Source organism: Pseudomonas sp. B20 (assembly GCF_020515755.1).
Classification (GTDB): domain Bacteria; phylum Pseudomonadota; class Gammaproteobacteria; order Pseudomonadales; family Pseudomonadaceae; genus Aquipseudomonas; species Aquipseudomonas syringae.
On record NZ_JAHPJG010000003.1, the window covers coordinates 84,620 to 99,447 of the forward strand.

Annotated in this window: 8 protein-coding genes; 3 read left to right on the forward strand and 5 right to left on the reverse strand. The window is 60.2% G+C overall.

From position 1 onward, the window contains the following. Positions 1 to 254 precede the first annotated feature (254 nt). Positions 255 to 6,227, forward strand: a complete 5,973-nt coding sequence (locus tag LIX91_RS04170) for an NEL-type E3 ubiquitin ligase domain-containing protein (protein WP_226488013.1) — start codon at positions 255 to 257, stop codon at positions 6,225 to 6,227. Positions 6,228 to 6,245: 18 nt separating this feature from the next. On the opposite strand, the gene LIX91_RS04175 is transcribed toward LIX91_RS04170, so the two are convergent. Continuing rightward, positions 6,246 to 6,992 (reverse strand): tellurite resistance TerB family protein, encoded by a 747-nt coding sequence (locus LIX91_RS04175; RefSeq protein ID WP_003409230.1) that lies wholly within the window; start codon positions 6,990 to 6,992, stop codon positions 6,246 to 6,248. Positions 6,993 to 7,290: 298 nt separating this feature from the next. Between LIX91_RS04175 and LIX91_RS04180 the strand changes: the two genes are divergently transcribed. Next, the gene (locus LIX91_RS04180) at positions 7,291 to 9,378 is read left to right on the forward strand and encodes a response regulator (protein WP_410524744.1); all 2,088 of its coding nucleotides are present in this window, start codon (positions 7,291 to 7,293) and stop codon (positions 9,376 to 9,378) included. 62 nt (positions 9,379 to 9,440) lie between these two features. On the opposite strand, the gene LIX91_RS04185 is transcribed toward LIX91_RS04180, so the two are convergent. The 3 genes from LIX91_RS04185 to LIX91_RS04195 all read right to left on the reverse strand — a co-directional run bounded on the left by LIX91_RS04185 (position 9,441) and on the right by LIX91_RS04195 (position 12,980). Further along, positions 9,441 to 10,547, reverse strand: coding sequence for an NADH:flavin oxidoreductase/NADH oxidase (locus tag LIX91_RS04185; RefSeq protein WP_003415484.1), 1,107 nt, complete (start codon positions 10,545 to 10,547; stop codon positions 9,441 to 9,443). 112 nt (positions 10,548 to 10,659) lie between these two features. Further along, entirely contained in the window at positions 10,660 to 12,375 is a 1,716-nt protein-coding gene (gene recJ, locus LIX91_RS04190; protein WP_226488014.1) for a single-stranded-DNA-specific exonuclease RecJ, read from the reverse strand. 62 nt (positions 12,376 to 12,437) lie between these two features. Then, positions 12,438 to 12,980, reverse strand: coding sequence for a YaeQ family protein (locus LIX91_RS04195; protein WP_003314240.1), 543 nt, complete (start codon positions 12,978 to 12,980; stop codon positions 12,438 to 12,440). 325 nt (positions 12,981 to 13,305) lie between these two features. On the opposite strand from LIX91_RS04195, the gene LIX91_RS04200 reads away from it, so the two are divergent. Then, the gene (locus LIX91_RS04200; protein WP_003409222.1) at positions 13,306 to 14,145 is read left to right on the forward strand and encodes a TIGR02285 family protein; all 840 of its coding nucleotides are present in this window, start codon (positions 13,306 to 13,308) and stop codon (positions 14,143 to 14,145) included. Between the two features lie 171 nt (positions 14,146 to 14,316). Here the strand turns inward: LIX91_RS04200 and LIX91_RS04205 are convergent, their stop codons facing one another. Then, positions 14,317 to 14,613 (reverse strand): DUF3509 domain-containing protein, encoded by a 297-nt coding sequence (locus tag LIX91_RS04205; protein ID WP_100072188.1) that lies wholly within the window; start codon positions 14,611 to 14,613, stop codon positions 14,317 to 14,319. Positions 14,614 to 14,828 lie beyond the last annotated feature (215 nt).

The window sequence follows — 14,828 nt, forward strand, 5'->3', positions numbered from 1 at the left end:
AGAAGCGGACCGACGAACGGTCCAAACGGCGTGAGTATAGCCCAGCCGTAAAACGTTACATGGGTAATACAGAACGAAGTCACGACCGCTATCGATCGCCACTCTTTCGTCCCGCTTCATGTCTTGTCGGCCATCGCCACCACTACTTGAGCAACGGTCTTCAGAAACAGCGGGAGTACATAGATAGTTAGCACTTGCACGGCAAGTCGCGGCCGTAAGCTTTGTCGCCTGTTCATTCACGACAAGGCACTTAAATGCTGGATCTATCTCCGTCGGGCAAGGCTCCTGCACTCCCGCATCTGCAACTGATAAAAGACAAATCCCCCGAGTGGCTGCTTCAGGCCGAGCCGGCGACCCATGCAGCCTTGCGCAAGGCTTCGCGGCGCCCCGTGCAATGGCTGGCGAGCGCACGCAAGTCCAACCCTGATCAGCTCGCCGAGCTGCAGCGCCTGTACGCCGAGCACCGCGAGTACGAGCAACAGGTTCGTCCGACGCTGGATCGCCTGTCGACGCTGGAGGACTTCGCAAGGCCCCTGCTGACAGCCGCCATCAAGGATCGCTTCGGACTGCAGGTGGACGTCGCCGACACCTGGCTGTTCCATGCCAGTCGTGCGCGGGTCGACCAATCATTCAATACGGCATCCAGAGACCCGCTAACGCAGGCAAACATTGCCCTGAAGGCCGCGACCCAGAGCCTGCTCAAGGCCGCGTTGCAGAACTTCGAAGCCTGGGAAACAGTTCCAGGCGCAATGGATTCCAGTACCGGCCTCAAGGCCCAGGTGTTTTCTTCGTTTGAAATCATCGGCCCACAGATCAGCGGAAAGTCCCTGCCGCTCTCCCCGACCGGCTTTGCGGCGCTGTGCCGTGAGCTGGACCTGGGCGGCCAATATCAGGCGCATATCCAGGCCGCCTTCAGCGCGCCTTCGACCCCCGACGAAACGGCAGACGCTGCGGCATCGAGACTGCGCCAGAGCTTCATGCAACTGGAAGCATCGTCGATCAGGCTGCAGTTGCAGATTGCCTCCCTGCAACAGCAGGTCAGCCCGGGTTTGCAAGGCGCATTACTGGAGCTTCTCGACGGCAAACAGCATGTCCGACTCGATAACCGGCCGGTCAACTGCAGCGTACTGTGCCTGGGCGATATCGAACTAACCGGCCCTCTGGTGATTGGCAAGAACCGGGATATGGCCACGCAGACAGAACGGATTGTGGTGTATATCCCGGATGATCCCGTTGCGCCGCTGAAGGAGTACGACTCGGTCGAAGTGTTTATACATGCATTGCGCGAGCGGATGTTCATTGACGGCTACCTGAACTTCTTCATGCGCTTCGTACCTGCGCGCCATCGAAGTGCCTTGTTTGAAAAGTTGTCCGAACGCCTGCACCCCAAAGTCAAGAAAGGCGGCATTTTCGAGCGTCAGTGGCTGGAGCGTGAAGCCGACCGAAACGCCCGACTCGACCTGAGAGAAACGCTGTTGCAAGGTCCGCTGCCGGACAACCTGTACGAGCGCAAACGTGCTGCCCTGCGCGACGACGCACTGTTTCATGGTGTGCCTACTGCGGCACAGGACCAGAAGACCTTCGATGAGCGCGTGCAGTACTTCATGGACACCGCCTTCAATGTCCTGAACATCGCCGGCTTCGTCGTCCCGGTACTGGGCGAAGTGATGATGGCCGTTACCGCCGTTCAGCTGGCTCACGAAGTGTATGAGGGCGTGGAGAGCTGGGCCAAAGACGAGAAACAGCAGGCGTTCGCCTACCTGTTCGATGTGGTCGAGAACGTTGCGCTGATATCGGCGCTTGGCGCTGCGGCGACGGGCGCAGCAGGCATCCCGGCGGTACAGGCGCCCGAATTCGTGAACAGCCTCAAGCCTGTGGATTTGCCGGGCGGCATGACCCGCCTGTGGAAGCCTGATCTGACACCCTTTGCCCATGATATCGTCCTGCCCAAGGGGCTACAGCCCGATGCTACAGGTCTGTACACATGGCAGGGCAAACAATGGCTGCCACTTGAAGGACGCACCTATTCGGTCAGCCCTGCTGCCAAAGGCGACGGTTACCTGATCGAGCATCCGACCCGTACGGACAGCTACCAGCCCGCCTTGCGGCACAACGGCGCGGGAGCGTGGCTGCATGAGCTCGATCAGCCGCTGGAGATGGAGGGCCTGACCTTGTTTCGACGGCTGGGCTATTCCAGCGAAACGTTTTCCGACAGCACCGCCAGGCGCATCGTCAACGTCAGCAACACGCCTGAATCGGTGATGCGCGAAGCACTGACCGATCAGCGTCCTCCTCCGGCATTGCTCGAGGACACGGCGCGCCGGTTCAGGCTGGACCAAGAGATCGAGCGGTTCATCGAGCAACTGGAAGCCAACGATATAAACGCGGCGGCACCGCTTCAACTGGAGCTGTTGAGCCAGGATCGTGGCTGGCCGGGCAATCGCGCGCTGGTTCTGGTGGATGCCGAGGGCCACACGCTCCAGACATTCGCCCCGGCGTATCAGCCGGTCGCGGCTGACACCCTGCACATCACTGTACGTGCCGACCAGCCGGATACCCTGCGCCAGGTGCTGGAAAAGCTGAGTAACAGCGAAATCCGCACCCTGCTCAATGAAGAGTTCGGCGCCGGCCAGCTCGGCATGTCACCGCGACTGATCACGCTGCGGGCGCAATTGGCGGCACGCGCCCGCGCCACCCGAGGCTGGCTGTTCGAATCCCGTTACCGCGCATTGAGCGTCGCCGAGGCTGACGGCGTGCAGACCCTGCAGAAGACATTTCCAGGCCTGCCACCGTTGGTTGCCGAGGAACTGGCCAGCCACGCCTTGCCGGCAGAGCGGCTGCAACTGACGACGGAGCGCCGCGTGCCGCTGCCCGTTGCCGAAGAGGCCAGCGCCTATTTACAACAGGTAAGGCTGGCGCGGGCCTATGAGGGGCTTTATCTGACCTCGGTCTTCAGCGCCGACACCGACTGCCTTGCGTTGCACAGCCTTGAAGCCCTGCAGCAATGGCCTGCACAGGTCAGGCTGGAAGTCCGTGACCGGTATTTCGGTGGCCGGCTGATCGACAGCATCGGTGCCGAGGATGCGCCTGTGCGCAAAGTGCTGATCAAGGACGGCGATCGTTACGAGACCCGTGACGCTGACGATCAGCACCTGCATGGGCTCGACGATCTTTATTCGTCCGTGCTGCACGCCCTGCCCGATGCCGAACGCAATCAGTTGGGCTTTGCCCACACCGGCCAGGGCCAGGCGCTGGCCGCGCTGATCCAGGACAATCCCCTGCCCCGCCAGCACCTCGCGCGATGGCTGAACATGCAGGCGATCAAGCCAGGCTCGAAATCCCCCATGCGCCTGGCAGACGGCCGCCTTGGCTACCCGCTAAGCGGCAGTGGCAGGGTCGACTGGCACATGACCGACGAAAGCCTGCTGGACAAGATCCGCATGCTTGAACTGCAGGACGCGTTTCCCGAAGACATCCTCGGCCGCCTGCGCCACGCCGGTTGGGACAACAGAGCCATCGATGCGCGGCTCAACGACCTGCTGGGAGAGCAAATACAGCTGCGCGCAAGTCTCGACACCTGGGCCTATGAAACCGTGGCAATGCCTCCCATGAGTCAGGCTCACATCGGCAGTCGCGCGCGGATCAACGAAGCGATCTGGAGCCACTGGCGCCTCAACAATCTGCCCGAGATCGGACGCACGCTTGAGCCGCTGCGTCTGCAACGGGTTTCGCTGAGTGACTTTCCTCGACATCTGCCGGACTTCGTCTTCAACCGCGTGACCGCGCTGCATCTGGAAAACATCTCGGTCGAGCCCAGAGCGCGCCCGGGGGCAGTTGACCTGACGCCTGCCGGCATGAACCTGCCCCGGCAGTCGACCAACAGCATTGAACTTGGAGCCTTCCTGCAACGCTTCCCGCATACCCGCGCACTGAACCTGATCAGTGAGCCATCTGCCGGGCTGGCCCTCGAGACTTCGGTCTTTCTCAACCTGCCTCAGCAAGTGTCCCGTGTGCTGCCACAACTGACCGAACTGGGGCTGATCAACCAGGGGATTTTTCTGGATCAGACGCAGATGGACCATTTTCGCAGCATGCCTGGCCTGAGGATGCTGAACCTCAGTGGCAATCGACTGATCAGCGTGTTGCCCATGGATCTGAGCTGGCTGCACCTTGATCGGCTGGTGCTGGAGCGGGTCAGCATGCACAGCTGGCCGTCCTGGCTGACCGACATCATCCCGAACAACATCCGCGAGCTGTCGGTGGCCCACAACAACCTGACCGAACTGCCCGGCTGGATCCTCGACAATCCTCTCAGCTCTGGGCATAGGACCGTGATTGACTTGCGCGGCAACACCCTGTCCCGCCACACCGCGATGCACGCGCGTATCAATGAAGCAGTCGCCGGCAGTTCCTTCAGTTTTGTCATGGACACTCCGCTTGCCGTGCAGGCCGCTGTAAACAGGCAATTGAACGAAGGTGCCGAGTTATTCGCCGCCGTTGATCAGTGGACGCATGCCTCCAGTTCGATGGCCGTACCGAGCGAGCAGATCATCGAGTCACGCCGTCATATCGGCAGGATCCTGATCGATCACTGGCGAACCTTCAGCCTCGGGCAAATCCACAGACCCCTGCGCCTGGCAGATATTGCGTTGACCGACTTTCCGCGACAACTGCCGGATTTCTTTTATCGCCAGATACGCTATCTGCATCTGAGCAGAATCACCGGCACGGCCTCTGATCTTGATCAGCTGTTGCGCCGCATGACTGATCTGACCTCGCTGGAATTGAGCGGGCATGTCGCCCCGCTGCTGCAATTGCCGCCGGCGCTGCTTGAGCTTCGATCACTTCGTTCGCTATCGCTGATGGATCAGGGCATGCTGATCGATCAACAGCACATCGATTTCTTCGGCCGGATTGCCACGCTTGAGCGGCTGGAGCTGGACGGCAACCGGATAGGCGCCATCAGCGACCTGGCCAGCCTCAGTGGCACAGCGCTCAACTGGCTGTCATTGAACAATGTCGGAATGGTCGAATGGCCAACCTGGGTGGAGAGCATGGTTCCGGCGCAAATCAGGACACTGTTGCTGGAGGGCAATCTGATCAGCGAATTGCCAGAACACATACTCGCCAACCCCGGCAGCGAGTTTGCGCATACGGAAATAAGCCTGCTGAGCAATCCGCTTTCCGAAGACACCATGCGCCAGGCACATCTGTCAGAACGTTACGGACGCTCCTTCACCTTCGACATGAACCTGCCGCCCGAACTCAGTGCGATGGACTGGACGGAACACCACGACTCGGATTCATCGGTGGCAGAGTACCTGTCGTCAGAGGACAGCCGCGCATCGACACCGGAACCCGCCACCGTCGAGCCCTGGCTGGACGACAGCAACCCGTTGAGCGCCGGGCGGCGTGAGATTTGGGAGCAGCTGGAAGCCCGTGGGGATACCCGTAACCTGCTCGACCTGATCAATTCACTGCGTCACAGCGCCGATTATCGCAACATCGCCAGCCGTACAGCGCTGCGCGAGCGCGTCTGGCGAGTATTGCTCTCCGTGAGTCAGGACCCTCAACTTGGACAGACCCTCAACGCCATCGCCGAAGAGCCGCTCAGGCTGTTTCGTGACAACAATACCTGCCCGGACGGCATCCTTCTGGAGTTCAACCAGATGGAAGTGCTGGTGTTTATCCGGCAGTCGTTGCAGGACGTCGTGGCGGAGCAGCGTGGTGCCCTGTTGTACCGGCTGACCGTGCGGCTTTATCGCCTGTCGGAACTGGATGCCGCAGCCCGCGAACAGACCGGCAGCCGTGATGAAGCCGAGGTACGTCTGGCCTACCGCACGCACTGGGCCAGCGCGCTGGACTTGCCCGTGGCGCCGGAAGGCATGCTGTACCAGGCCCACGCAGCCATCAGGCCGGGGGAATTCGACACGGCACTGCTTCGCGTGCAAAACGGCGAACGCGGCGAGCCCTTCCTGCATTTTGCCCAGCAGCAGGATTACTGGATCAGTTACCTGCGCGAAACCCACGCTGGACGCTTCGAAGCACTCGAAGGCGCCTACAGGACCGAACTGAACCAACTCACCGACGAATTCGAGCAACGCAATATCAGCCTCGAAGACCCGGAGTACGAAGGACGGATTCTAGAGTTCGAAGCCAGATTCAAGGAACAGCAGACAGCGCTGATCAGGGAGCTGACCAACGCTGAAGGAATGGAACATCACTGATTGAGCGGGAGCGCCAGTTTACTGAGCGTTCCGCACCTGGCCCTCAAGCTCGGTCTTGAGGCCGGGTTCCAGTTTCAACTCACGCGCCAACTCATCAAGGTAGGCGCGCTCCATGAAGTGCTCTTCATCCACCAGCATCACGCTGGCGATGTACATCTCTGCCGCCATTTCCGGTGTGGTCGCGGCACGGGCCACCTCGGCCGGGTCCAGCGGTTTGTTCAGCTCGGCGTGAAGCCACTGCTGAAGCGTCTGATCGTTGTTCAGCTTGGTGAACTCACCCTCGATCAGTTCGCGCTCACGCTCATCGACATGACCATCGGCCTTTGCCGCGGCGACCAGTGCGCGCAGGATTGCCTGGCTGTGCTGCTCGGCTTCAGCCTCGGGCAGCCGGTCGATGGTTTGCGGTTCGCGCTGAGCGGCGAGCCCCTGACTGGCCTGCCAGTTGTTGTAAGCCTTGTAGGCCAGTACGCCCAGCGCTGCCAGGCCTCCGTAGGTCAACACCTTGCCGCCCATCCCGCGTGAGCGTTTGCCGCGCAGAAGGCTCATGGCACCTGCGGCCAGCGCACCACCACCGGCGCCAGATAGCAGGCTGCCCAGTCCATTCTGGGAAACGCCCTGCCCTTTGCCACCGCCAAGCAGGCTGCCGAGACCATTGATCAATGAATCGCTGCCCGACGATTGCTTGCCGGATTTGCCTTTGTTCTTGTCCTGCAACATGCTTTGTCCGGACTTGAGCAATTGATCGAGTAAACCACGCGTGTTCACAGAGAGCCTCCTACAAGGTTTGTCAGATAATTCATTGACCAACAACTTGAAGAGAAGTCGCTGTCTGGCTATTACCGGTGTGCTTCCGGATGTTACGGGTGTAAACCCTACCCGTTCGTCAATCTGCCCCGTGCAACGGCGAAATGCGTGCAACCCGCACCTGTGGCAAAGAGTCAATAATGTACAGGCTGCAGGTAAAAGCAGGTACGCAGACCCTCTCCTGAATTGACCAGGCAAAGACCCACATTCATACGAATACCATTGCACTTCCATGCAGATTTTCAGGAGCTTGTCTGACGTGACATCGCCCACTGGTTTCCCGACCGCCAACGGCAAAGCCGCCGGGATTATTCGATCCATGGACTGGAGCCAGACACCACTCGGACCGATCGAGCAATGGCCGGTGTCGCTGAAAAACACCCTGAATCTGATCCTCAATTCCCCGGAATCCATGTACCTGCTCTGGGGGCCGGAACTGGTGTTTTTCCACAATGACGCTTACACCCCGATCCTCGGACCGCGCAAGGACCACGCCATCGGTGCGCTGATCCCGGATCTGTGGGCGGACGTCTGGGATCAAGTCGCGCCGCTGGTGATCGATGCGTTCGCCGGCAAGCCCTGCCGCTACACGAACATGCCGCTGACCATGGCGCGCTACGGCGAGGTCGAGCAGACATGGTGGTCATTCTCGTTTTCACCGGTAATCGACGAGCACGGTGTGGTGGTTGGCATGTTCTGCCTCACCAACGAAACCACTGCGCACGTGCTCAATCAGCAGGCGCTGCAGGAAAGCGAGCGCAAACGCCTGAAACTGATCGATGACCTGGTCAACCTGGAACGACAGCAGACCGCCAGACTTGAACAACGCACGCTGGAGCTGGACACGTTTTGGGAGATATCTCCTGACCCGCTGGCGATACTCGATTTCAACGGCATCTTTCTGCGCGTAAACCCGGCCTGGACAGCGCTGCTGGGCCACCCGGAACATGAGCTGCTGGGTACTTCCATCATGACCCTGCTGCATCCGGATGACGTCAGAAACACCCAGAATGCCCTGAAACACACCATCAACCACGTACTGCCGCTGTTTGAAAATCGTTATCAGCATGTCGACGGCAGCTACCACTGGTTCGGCTGGACCGCTGCACCCGGCAATGGAATCATTTTTGCGCTGGGCAAGCACCTGACCCATGAAAAGGACCGCATCAAGGCCCTGCGTATTGCCGAAGAGGCCTTGATTCAGTCGCAGAAAATGGAAGCGGTCGGGCAATTGACCGGCGGGCTGGCCCATGACTTCAACAACCTGCTGATGGGCGTCACCGGCAACATGGAGCTGCTGCTGTCGAGGATCAGACAGGAACGCTTCACAGAGCTGGACCGCTACATCAACGCCGCACTGGAAGGCTCGCGACGCGCGGCCTCCCTGACACATCGGCTGCTGGCATTCTCGCGTCGTCAGACACTGGCCCCCAAGGCCACGGACATCGATCTTCTGGTCGCGGGCATGGACGAGCTGATCCGGCGCACCGTGGGCCCGGCCATCGACATGCAGGTCAATGCCTCACGCGGGCTGTGGGCGACCCTGGTTGATCCGCATCAACTGGAAAACTCGCTGCTCAACCTGTGCATCAACGCCAAGGACGCCATGCCCGATGGCGGAAAACTGCTGATCCAGACAGGCAACCGTCACTTGACTGCAGTCACGGCGACCAAGTATCAATTGCCCGCAGGCCGCTATGTGGAACTGTCCGTCAGCGACACCGGCACGGGCATGAGCAACGACGTCATGGTGCGAGCCTTCGACCCGTTCTTCACCACCAAACCGACAGGCATGGGCACCGGGCTGGGGCTGTCGATGATTTACGGGTTTGCACGGCAGTCAGGTGGCGGCGTCTACATTACGTCAAAGGTTGGCGAGGGTTCGAAAGTCAGCATTCTGCTGCCGATGCACGAAGGTGAAGCTGAAGCGGTGGCCTTCGATGACAGCCCGCTGCAAGTCCCCGCCTCCAGCACCGGCGACGAAACCATTCTGGTCGTTGATGACGAGCCCGCCGCGCGCTTGCTCATTGTGGAGTTGCTTGAAGACCTTGGCTACGTCGTTTTGCAGGCTGAACGAGGCGCCGATGCGCTGACCATTCTGCAGTCCAAAGCGGCCATCGACCTGCTGATTACCGATGTCGGTCTGCCGGGCGGCATGAATGGCCGTCAGGTTGCAGATGCGGCGCGGGATGTCAGGCCTGATCTGAAAATACTGTTCGTGACCGGTTATGCTGAAAACGCCGCGTTGGCGCATGACACGCTTGAGCCGGGCATGCACGTGCTGCCCAAGCCGTTTGCGATTGCCGAACTGATCGGCCGCGTCACCGAGCTGCTGGAAGGCGAGTAATAAAAAAGAGCGCCATACGGCGCTCATTTTTTGGATGGTGCTTTCGATGAACCCACTGGCGATCAGTCGCGCAGGTCAGACTCATGAATCGGCTGATCACGGTGCGTCGCGCGTTGATACTGCGCAGGCCAGGTTGCCAGGCGGCCACCCAGGTCTTCATCGGCGCGCAGTGGCCAGTACGGATCACGCAGCAGCTCACGCGCCAGCAGAATGATGTCGGCCTGCCCGGTGCGCAGAATATGTTCTGCCTGCGCCGGATCGGTAATCATGCCCACCGTGCCTGTCGCGATGTCAGACTCCTTGCGAACCCGCTCGGCGAAGCGCGTCTGATAGCCAGGGCCGACCGGAATTTCCGCGTTGGCTGACGTACCGCCCGACGATACATCGATCAGATCGGTGCCGAGTGCTTTCAATCGACGCGCCAGCTCGACCGTTTCATCGGCGTTCCAGCCGTCTTCCACCCAGTCAGTGGCGGACACACGAACGAACAATGGCAGCTCTGCAGGCCACACCGCACGCACAGCTTCGGTGACTTGCAGGGTCAGGCGGATGCGGTTCTCGAATGAGCCGCCATACTCGTCGGTGCGCTGGTTGCTCAGAGGCGACAGGAACTGATGCAGCAAATAACCATGGGCGGCGTGGATTTCTACCACTTTGAAGCCCGCCTCCAAGGCACGCCGCGCGGAATCGACAAACGCCTTGATCAACTCCTGAATCTGCGTCTCACTCAATTGCACAGGGGCGGTGTGCTGCGGATCGAAGGCAATCGCCGAAGGCCCGACCGGGGTCCAGCCGCCTTCATTCAGGGAAATACTGCCGTGCTTGCCAAGCCACGGGCGCCAGGTGCTGGCCTTGCGACCGGCATGCGCCAGCTGGACGCCGGCAACCGCGCCCTGAGCGTTGATAAAGCGAGTGATGCGTTGCAGCGGTTCGATCTGTTCGTCGTTCCACAGCCCGAGGTCTTCGGGAGTGATGCGCCCGTCCGGCGTTACCGCCATCGCTTCGGTGATGACCAGGCCGGCACCGCCGACGGCGCGGCTTCCCAGGTGAACCAGGTGCCAGTCATTGGCCAGGCCGTCGACACTGGAATACTGGCACATCGGCGACACTGCAATGCGATTGCGGAGGGTCAATTGGCGCAGGGTATAGGGTTCAAGCAGCAGGCTCATGGCAACCTCTCGTAATGAAAATTCAGGTGCCCAAGCACTGTTCATTCACAGAACAGGTTTGGCAGACCGTGTAGTGTCGACAACCCGGTAGCGAGAGGGGTTCCTGCTATCGTCAGCGTGGTGCGATATGCACCACCATCAGTTGCACGGTTTCATTACCACGAAACTCGTTGAGGTCGAGTTTGTAGGCCAGCTCGACCCAGCGGATATTCGGGTTGGGCCAGATATCGCGGTCGACGCCGAACGCAATGCCATCGAGCTTGACGCTGCCGCACTCGGTCCTGAGCACCATCTTCAAGTGACGCTCGCCCACCACACGCTGCTCGACCAGTTGAAACACGCCGTGGAACAAGGGCTCGGGGAAGTGCTGCCCCCAGGGACCGGCATTGCGCAGCGCGCGGGCCAGTTCCAGGTGAAATTCCTCGACAGCCAGCGAGCCGTCGGACAGCAGACGCCCGGTCAGGTCCTGCTCGTCGAGCTGACGACGCACCTCCTGATCGAACGCTTCGGCAAACGCCGGGAAGTTCTCTTCCGGCAGCGAGAGGCCTGCCGCCATCGCGTGACCGCCAAACTTGCTGATCAGATGCGGATGACTGGCCGCCACGGCGTCCAGCGCATCGCGAATGTGAAACCCCGGTACCGAACGGGCCGAACCTTTGAGCACGCCCTCCCCGGCGCTGGCGAACGCGATGGTGGGACGGTGGTAACGTTCCTTGAGCCGCGAAGCGAGGATGCCTATGACACCCTGGTGCCACTCGGCATCGAACAGGCACAAGCCGAACGGCATCGACTCCAGCGGCAAGTCCTTGAGCTGGGCGAGCGCTTCACGCTGCATGCCCTGCTCGATGGATTTGCGATCCTGGTTCAACTCATCCAGTTGCACGGCCATTTCCCGCGCCAGTGTCGGGTCGTCGCAAAGCAGGCATTCGATGCCCAGGCTCATGTCATCCAGGCGCCCTGCCGCGTTCAGGCGTGGCCCGAGAATGAACCCCAGGTCGGTGGAGGTGATGCGCGAAGGTTCACGGCGGGCAACTTCCAGAATGGCGCGCAACCCCGGTCGGGCACGGCCGGCACGGATGCGCATCAGCCCCTGATGGACCAGAATGCGGTTGTTGGCATCCAGCGGCACCACATCGGCCACGCTGCCCAACGCAACCAGATCCAGAAGCTCGCCCAGATTGGGCTGGGCACGCTGATTGCTCTCGAACCAGCCGGTCTCGCGCAGACGCGCACGCAAGGCCATCAGTACATAGAAAATGACCCCGACACCGGCCAGCGATTTGCTGGGGAAGGTGCAGCCTGGCTGGTTCGGGTTGACGATGGCGTCTGCGGCAGGAAGCTCATGACCAGGCAAATGGTGATCGGTCACCAGTACCTGCAAGCCGGCCGCCTTGGCCGCTGCCACGCCCTCGACGCTCGAAATGCCGTTATCCACGGTGATCAACAGCTGAGGTTCGCGCTGCAGCGCCACTTCGACGATTTCCGGCGTCAGGCCGTAGCCGTATTCGAACCGGTTGGGCACCAGATAATCCACATGCGCCGCACCCAGCAGACGCAAGCCCAGCACGCCCACAGTGCTGGCGGTCGCGCCATCGGCGTCGAAATCGCCGACGATCAACATACGCTGGCCCTCGCGCAGCGCAGTGACCAGCAGGTCTACTGCCGCATCGATCCCCTTGAGTTGCTGATAAGGGATCAGCCGCGCCAGGCTTTTGTCCAGTTCGGCCTCGCAGGCCACACCTCGTGCTGCGTACAGACGAGTGAGCAAGGGCGGCAGGTCGCCAAGGAACGGCAAGGTGTCGGGCAATAGACGAGGTTCGATGCGCATGCGGGTCAGCTGATTCTCTTTGCAGTGTCGATGAATGTGATTTCGATCGGAACCGGCGGCTGTCAGCCACGCTCGCCCGCAAGCCATTGCAACTGGACTTCATGCTGGCCGCGGTCGTCAGTGACGAACACCGTCCCTTCACTGATCATCACATCCCACTTGATGACCCGCGGCATGTCCTTGGCCAGCACTTCCAGCACTTCCTGCGGGACGGCGGCGATATTGACGTTTTTCAGGTTCTTGATCGCCGGGATGACCTTGCCTTCCCAGACGCGCAGGCTGCCATAGGCCAGCAGACTGGTGCGTTCGGTACGACGCGAGCACCAGGTCAGTCGATCGGCGTCCGGCTGCCCCACTTCGATCCAGTGCAGAACGCGGTCATCCAGGCTTTTTTCCCACAGAGCGGGTTCGTCGACATCAGACAGGCCGCGACCGAACGACAACTGTTCGTTGTACCAGAAGGCATAGGCCAGCAGACGCACGGTCATGCGCTCTTCGGTTTCCGAAGGATGGCGGGCAATGGTCTGCTTGACGCTCTCGTAGACGCCGCGATCAAGGTCGGTGAGGTTGAGTTCGAATTTGTAGGTCGTGGACGGCTGGGCCATGAACGGGCTTCTAGAGTCTGGAGGGAAGACGGCAAGTCTACCCGATGCCGGGCCTGTGAACGAACTTGCTCGCGCAAGGATGTGCTTGCCCCCCATTTTCAGGACGAACAAAAATCGATAGTTTGAAACAAATTTCTGATACATATCTGTGCTACAGACGATCTGCAGCGAGCACCCGGACTCCCAACCGGGGCACCTGAATGTGACGCCACTGGCGCAGCGCCATTCAAAGAGCTGCCAACCCTACCTCAGACCGTTGAACCCTTTTCGAGGATGACACCCGCGAATGCCCCTTCCTGCCTCGTACTGTACAACGGCTCGATTGATGCTCGCCCTGTCGCTGGCTGCCATGCCGTGTGTCAGCCAGGCCAGGGAGACGCTGACCTGGCTGATGCGCGACATCCCCCCTTCGACGATTTTTTCCGGCGCCATGCGCGGGCAAGGTGCAATTGATCAACTGATGCCATTGCTGACCGCGCAAATGCCCGAATACGATCACGTGCTGATGCGGGTCAACCGCGCCAGGGCTCTGCAGATGCTGAGCGACGACACGTCTCTCAGTTGTGATCCCACCATGCTGTGGACGGCAGAAAGAGCCAGAACCCTGCTTTTTTCCATACCGATCGGCGCGGTACTGAGCAGCGGCCTGATTGTGCGCAAGGAGGAAATGTCGAAGTTCGAGCCCTACGTCGCGGACGGAAAAATCGACGTCGCGGCCTTGATGGCCAGCCGGACGATCAAATTGGGCATCGTTGCCGAACGCAGCTATGGAGAAATGATCGACCACACGTTGCACGACGTCGATGAAGATGTCCTCGTGCCGCACTACGGTAACGATGCCGTCGGCAGCCTGCTGCAAATGGAGCGTCTGGGGCGTCTGCAAGCCTTTATCAGCTTCTGGCCGGAAGCGCGCTATCAGGCCATGCAACAAGGCATAAGGCCGGAGGAACTGGCCTTCTTGCCGATCAAGGGCAATCCTGCATACCAGTTCGTCTATGTCAGCTGCAGCAACTCGCCCGACGGCGAGCAGGCCATTGCACTGATCAACCGCGAGATGCGCGTGCTGCGCGAAACCCGCCTGATGGGCTTTTATGCGCAGTGGCTGGAACCTGCGCAACGGGCCAGCTACCTGGAGGACGTCAAGGCACTGCTGGACAAGGAATGACCGGACAAAAGAAACCCCGGGCAGAGGGGGACCTGCTCGGGGTAAACATGACCATTGTGGTCAGTACGTCAGCCCTTGATCACCGGAGCACAATGATCAAACCTGACGTAATGGATAGGAGTGCAGCGAACCCGTCAGGTTCCAGTATCGGAGACGTCTGTTAAGCAACTGTTAAGCAAATGATGGGGTGCCGACAAAGGTGCCGCTGATCGCAGCATTGCGCATGGCAGCAATGACGCAGGGTTCGATTCGACCCTCGGCAACCATCAGATCGCGCCGCAGACCGTCTACCACGTCGGTGAGCTGACGCTTGTCGCTCAGTTGATCAGCGCCGAATGCGCGCTCGATCACACTGGTGCCCGCCTTGTCTTTCAGAGTCACCAGACGTTCGCCCCGAGAGCCGGCCGGGCCAATACTGGCCTGATAGGGAGCCAGCGCTTCGCTTAGCAGTAAGCTGATATTTTCCATCCGGATCACCACTCAACAGTTTGAATGCAAAGGTGCTAACCAATGACCATCGGCGACAGCAGAAAGTTCTTTCTATCGCCGGATCGCAGCACCTGTCTGTCATTTCGAGCATGCCTGTTGAATGTGACAAGGAAAAAACCGGACGCCAATGACAACAGAAAGTGAGCTTGTAGGAAGAATCCAACATAATTCCGCTACGCGTCCTACAAGGTGCC